The organism is Vibrio sp. OPT46 (assembly GCF_015163535.1).
Classification (GTDB): domain Bacteria; phylum Pseudomonadota; class Gammaproteobacteria; order Enterobacterales; family Vibrionaceae; genus Vibrio; species Vibrio alginolyticus.
Map to the genome: position 1 here is coordinate 115,888 of NZ_JADDYG010000244.1, position 4,211 is coordinate 120,098.

Here is a 4,211-nt window from a genome sequence, read left to right on the forward strand (position 1 = left end):
TCGCGCCAAGCAGCCCAACCGCTTTCTTGCGCATGCCATAAATGGCCTGGATGTCTTGGGGTTCACGACAGACTTGATAACCGATGATACCACTGCGTCGATGAACGATTTCTTTATCAAGAATTAAAAATAAGCGTTCAACTTTATCCTCAATATCATCGCTTTGACTGCCTGCGAACTCGACAAAGTTAATCCCTTGCATCTGTTTGCCCTGCACATCTGAGATCGCGTGTTTTACCGAGTGCCAGACAATGTCTTCTCTTGCAAGGTTGAGTACTTTTGCATCGACTGTCTCAACCGATAGCGCCTCTGCTTCGACCATCAAGGGAGCATTTCGCAATGCAGAATCAAAACTATCGTATTTAACGTTCACTAACCGTCGCGTAGTAGGTATTCGCGTAAGATTGAGCTTGGCTTCAGTAATAAAAGCTAACGTACCTTCAGAGCCACATAATATTCTCGTGACGTCAAACTCTTCACTCTTGTCGTTGATGGCATTTTTTAGGTCATAACCAGTAAGAAAGCGATTCAGAGGAGGAAACTTATCCAGAATCTGTTGACGCTTGTCTCGACAAACTTCCTCCGTAATTTTTAACGCTCGCGATACTACATCACAGTTTAACCGTTTGTTTTGTTGAATTGCTTCGGTATCGAGCACCGAGCCATCTGCCAATACGGCTTTGAGCTCCAACACATGATCCGAGGTTTTACCATATTGCAAAGAGCCTTGGCCTGATGCATCAGTATTAATCATCCCACCTAATGTTGCGCGGTTGCTGGTCGACAGATCTGGCGAGAAGAAATAACCATAAGGGCGAACGATGTCGTTGAGTTGATCTTTGACTATCCCAGCTTCCACTCTCACCCAACCTTCCTGCTCGTTGATCTCTAACACTCGATTCATGTAGCGAGACAGGTCAACCACGATCCCCGAGTTCAATGATTGTCCGTTGGTGCCCGTTCCGCCTCCTCTGGGCGAAAAGGTCAAGTGTTTAAATTCATCACGAGCACTGACCTTGCCAAGTATTACCACATCATGATGGTTGGCAGGAAAGACGACCGACAACGGAAGTTGCTGGTAGACGCTGTTGTCAGTCGCCATACTCAATCGAGTGGTATAGCGAGCATCAGTATCCCCCTTGAAACCAAGCTGTTTAAGGGTGTTAAAGAACTTGATAACCACAGTATCAGAGGAAACCTGTAGCGGAAGTGCAGGAAGCATAATTTGAATCAGTGCCTTACGGTTGTCTTTTTAGGTTCATAACATGAATGTGGAGTTAAAAGCGGTAGAGGCGCTTGGGGTTATCGACCAGAATCTTGCTAAACAGTGTCGTATCTTGCGTCCAGTGCCACAAGGTATCTAATAGCTGGCCATCATTTGGCATCTCAGCAGCAAAACATGGATGAGGCCAATCCGAGCCCCAGACGCATTGCTCTTCATTCGCTTCTAACAAAGCTTGAGCAAACGAAGAAACGTCATCATAAGGCGGAGATTGAAGCGACAAACGATACGGTGCCGACAATTTTGTCCACACTTTCCCTTCGGCCTTAAGCTTCAATAAGGTTTGAAAACCAGGATGAGAAATCAGCTTGTTTGTTGGCATATGTCCAAGATGATCAATCACTACGGGCACGGGTAAAGCCCTTAATCGCTGATATAAGTCATCAAACTGCGAAACATCAATTAAGCATTGAAGGTGCCAGTGTCGCTCTGCAAGGCGAGCCGCTAAACGTTCAACATCACGCCACTCAATACCACCTTTAAACAGCAGGTTCATCCGCACCCCACAAAATCCGGCTTCTTGTAGCTCATCCAGCGTTTGCTCGGACACATCCGCATCCACGACCGCGACGCCTTTGTAGTCGTAACCTTGCTGGCGTAAATACCGTAATGTATCAAGATGCAACTGGTTGTCATTGCCATACACACTCGGCTGAACCAGCACGCCATGACGGATGCCTAATTGCTGGTGCAAATGCAGGTACGCGCCGACGCTGGCATCGGGTGGCGTGTAGGTTCGCGTTTCACAGTACGGATAACGTGAAGAAAAAACGTGGGCATGACAATCAACCGCGCCTTCAGGAATCGCGATTGTTGGTTTATGTACAAATGGGTCCGCCGCTTCACAAAATGGAATTATGCTCATCGAAAATCATCCTGTCAGAAAGGTAGAGGTGCCATCAACGAAAGCACCTCTTGAAGACTTAACTGAAGTTCTCACTCAACCAGTTCGCGATCACGCCAGAGAACTGAATAAACTTAGGATCGTCGTCCAACATCCACTCGGTGTGACCACCTTCAGGCAGTAAGAATAGAGATTTCGGCCCAGGGTATTTCGCGTACAGCGACTTTGCTTCGGTCACTGGGTGAAGATCGTTTTCTGCACCGTGCGCAATCAAGATTGGCGCGTCTGCAAATCGCTCGTCCAGTAGGGCTTCCGGTTTGAAATTGATGAGAGAATCCGCAAAATCCAGATCAGATGTCACGCCGTAGCCCGGTGCTTTGACCAGTTCAGTGAATACATATTCGCGGCTTACTGGGTCAAGCGGGTAGATTTCAAATGGATCAATCCCCTGCTTTTCTCCACCAAGAGCAAGACGTGTACGCTCTTCTAACATAAATTGACGGAACGCTTTCCAACCGTGCTCGCCACGTTGAGCAACCTGAACACGTACCGCATCATAAAAGCCGTTCATGGAGATAAGGCCATCAATCGCATCTTGACAAACTCGGTAAGCATCAAGAATTAATCCACCGGCCATGCCCCAGCCAGCCAGTACGACTTTGCGGCCTTCCTCGTCAGCGCGCTGTTTCACAACCGCAACCGCGTTCGCGATGTCACGTACTTGTTCATCTAGGATAACTCGCTCACGAATACCCTCAGATTCACCAAAGCCACGGTAGTCAAATCCGAATACTGTAAAGCCCTTCGCAGTTAAGGCTCTCGCGTAACGCTCTGGGTGAATATTTTTTTGCCCAGTAAAGCCTGAGCAGACAATAACGATCGGTAAGTCTGGGTTGTTAACGTTCTCGTCAGTAAAGAAAGCGCCATCAAGGCGTAGACCATCACTAATTACTGGGGCTTTTTGTTCAATCATAATTATCTCGTCCAAATGAATGTGTATGCTCGACAAAGAAGTCCTTGTCTTAAGTCACATCATGTTCGAATTTTGATAGCAATAATTTAACAATTGCGACATTCTTATCCAGAAATACGACATAGATGAACTGCCCACTTGGTGACCACAGAGAATGAAAACGACACACACGTATCGCATTGGTTTTTTCCTTATTCCTGATTTTTCGATGCTCTCTTTTTCGGCGGTTATCGAACCTCTTCGAATGGCCAACCGCCTCGCTGGTTGCGATTTGTATCAGTGGGATATTTATGGATTCGAAGATAAAGAAGTGTCGGCCAGTAATGGCGTTTCATTCTCGCCAACACAGTCAGTCAACAACATTGCTCATTTAGACTTGCTGCTGGTTGTGGCAGGTATTGGCGCCCATGTTGCTGCTGCGAGTGGCTCGGTGAATCAGTGGTTAAAGCAAGCGCTTCGTCAAGGCATCGCCGTGGGCTCGACTTCGACAGGCAGCGTATTGTTAGCAAAAGCTGGCCTGTTAAAAAACAAAACGTGTACCGTGCATTGGGAGTCCGCCAACAGCCTGGCAGAGGAGTTTCCAAACATTAACGTGACCAGTGAGTTGTACGAATTCGACCCACGCACACCAACTTGTTCGGGCGGCTTAGCCGGTTTGGATATGATGCTTCATTTAATTACAAACCAACATGGGAGTGACTTGGCGAATCAAGTGGCAGAGCAATGCATTCACCCTGCGATTCGACCCGCGCATGATAAACAGCGGATGTCGTTAATCCGTAAGCACAACATCCGCCACCCGCGCCTGCTCGACGCTGTAGAGATCATGGAAGCCAACATGGAAGAGCCACTAAAGTGCTATGAAATTGGCGAGCAAGTAGGGTTATCGGTCAGGCAGATGGAAAGGTTATTTTTGCAATACTTGCAAGACAAACCAGGCAATTACTACCTTCAATTGCGCTTAGAACGCGCTCAACATTTGTTGTTGCAAACCATGCTGTCCATCACTCAAATCAGCACCGCTTGTGGGTTCAGTTCTACATCGTATTTTGCGCGCTGCTACAAAAAACGCTATGAAAAAACGCCGCGTGAAGAGCGACGTTTAGCTTAAG

Annotated in this window: 4 protein-coding genes; 1 reads left to right on the forward strand and 3 read right to left on the reverse strand. The window is 47.4% G+C overall.

The window, feature by feature from the left end:
- The 3 genes from IQR33_RS10655 to IQR33_RS10665 form a co-directional block, all read right to left on the reverse strand.
- Nucleotides 1-1,222 (reverse strand): FAD-binding oxidoreductase (locus IQR33_RS10655; protein ID WP_193843691.1); only part of this gene is annotated, 1,222 nt, incomplete at its 3' end.
- 55 nt (nucleotides 1,223-1,277) lie between these two features.
- Entirely contained in the window at nucleotides 1,278-2,147 is an 870-nt protein-coding gene (locus tag IQR33_RS10660; protein WP_193837741.1) for an amidohydrolase family protein, read from the reverse strand.
- A 58-nt stretch (nucleotides 2,148-2,205) separates the two neighbouring features.
- The gene (locus tag IQR33_RS10665; RefSeq protein ID WP_005375755.1) at nucleotides 2,206-3,099 is read right to left on the reverse strand and encodes an alpha/beta hydrolase; all 894 of its coding nucleotides are present in this window, start codon (nucleotides 3,097-3,099) and stop codon (nucleotides 2,206-2,208) included.
- A gap of 154 nt (nucleotides 3,100-3,253) precedes the next feature.
- Between IQR33_RS10665 and IQR33_RS10670 the strand changes: the two genes are divergently transcribed.
- A complete protein-coding gene (locus tag IQR33_RS10670) occupies nucleotides 3,254-4,210 on the forward strand; it encodes a GlxA family transcriptional regulator (RefSeq protein WP_005375751.1) in 957 nt (318 codons plus the stop codon).
- Nucleotide 4,211 lies beyond the last annotated feature (1 nt).

Coding starts and splice junctions, on each gene's coding strand:
- IQR33_RS10660 (WP_193837741.1), bottom strand. CDS start 2,147: ATGAGCATAATTCCATTTTGTGAAGCGGCGGACCCATTTGTACATAAA.
- IQR33_RS10665 (WP_005375755.1), bottom strand. CDS start 3,099: ATGATTGAACAAAAAGCCCCAGTAATTAGTGATGGTCTACGCCTTGAT.
- IQR33_RS10670 (WP_005375751.1), top strand. CDS start 3,254: ATGAAAACGACACACACGTATCGCATTGGTTTTTTCCTTATTCCTGAT.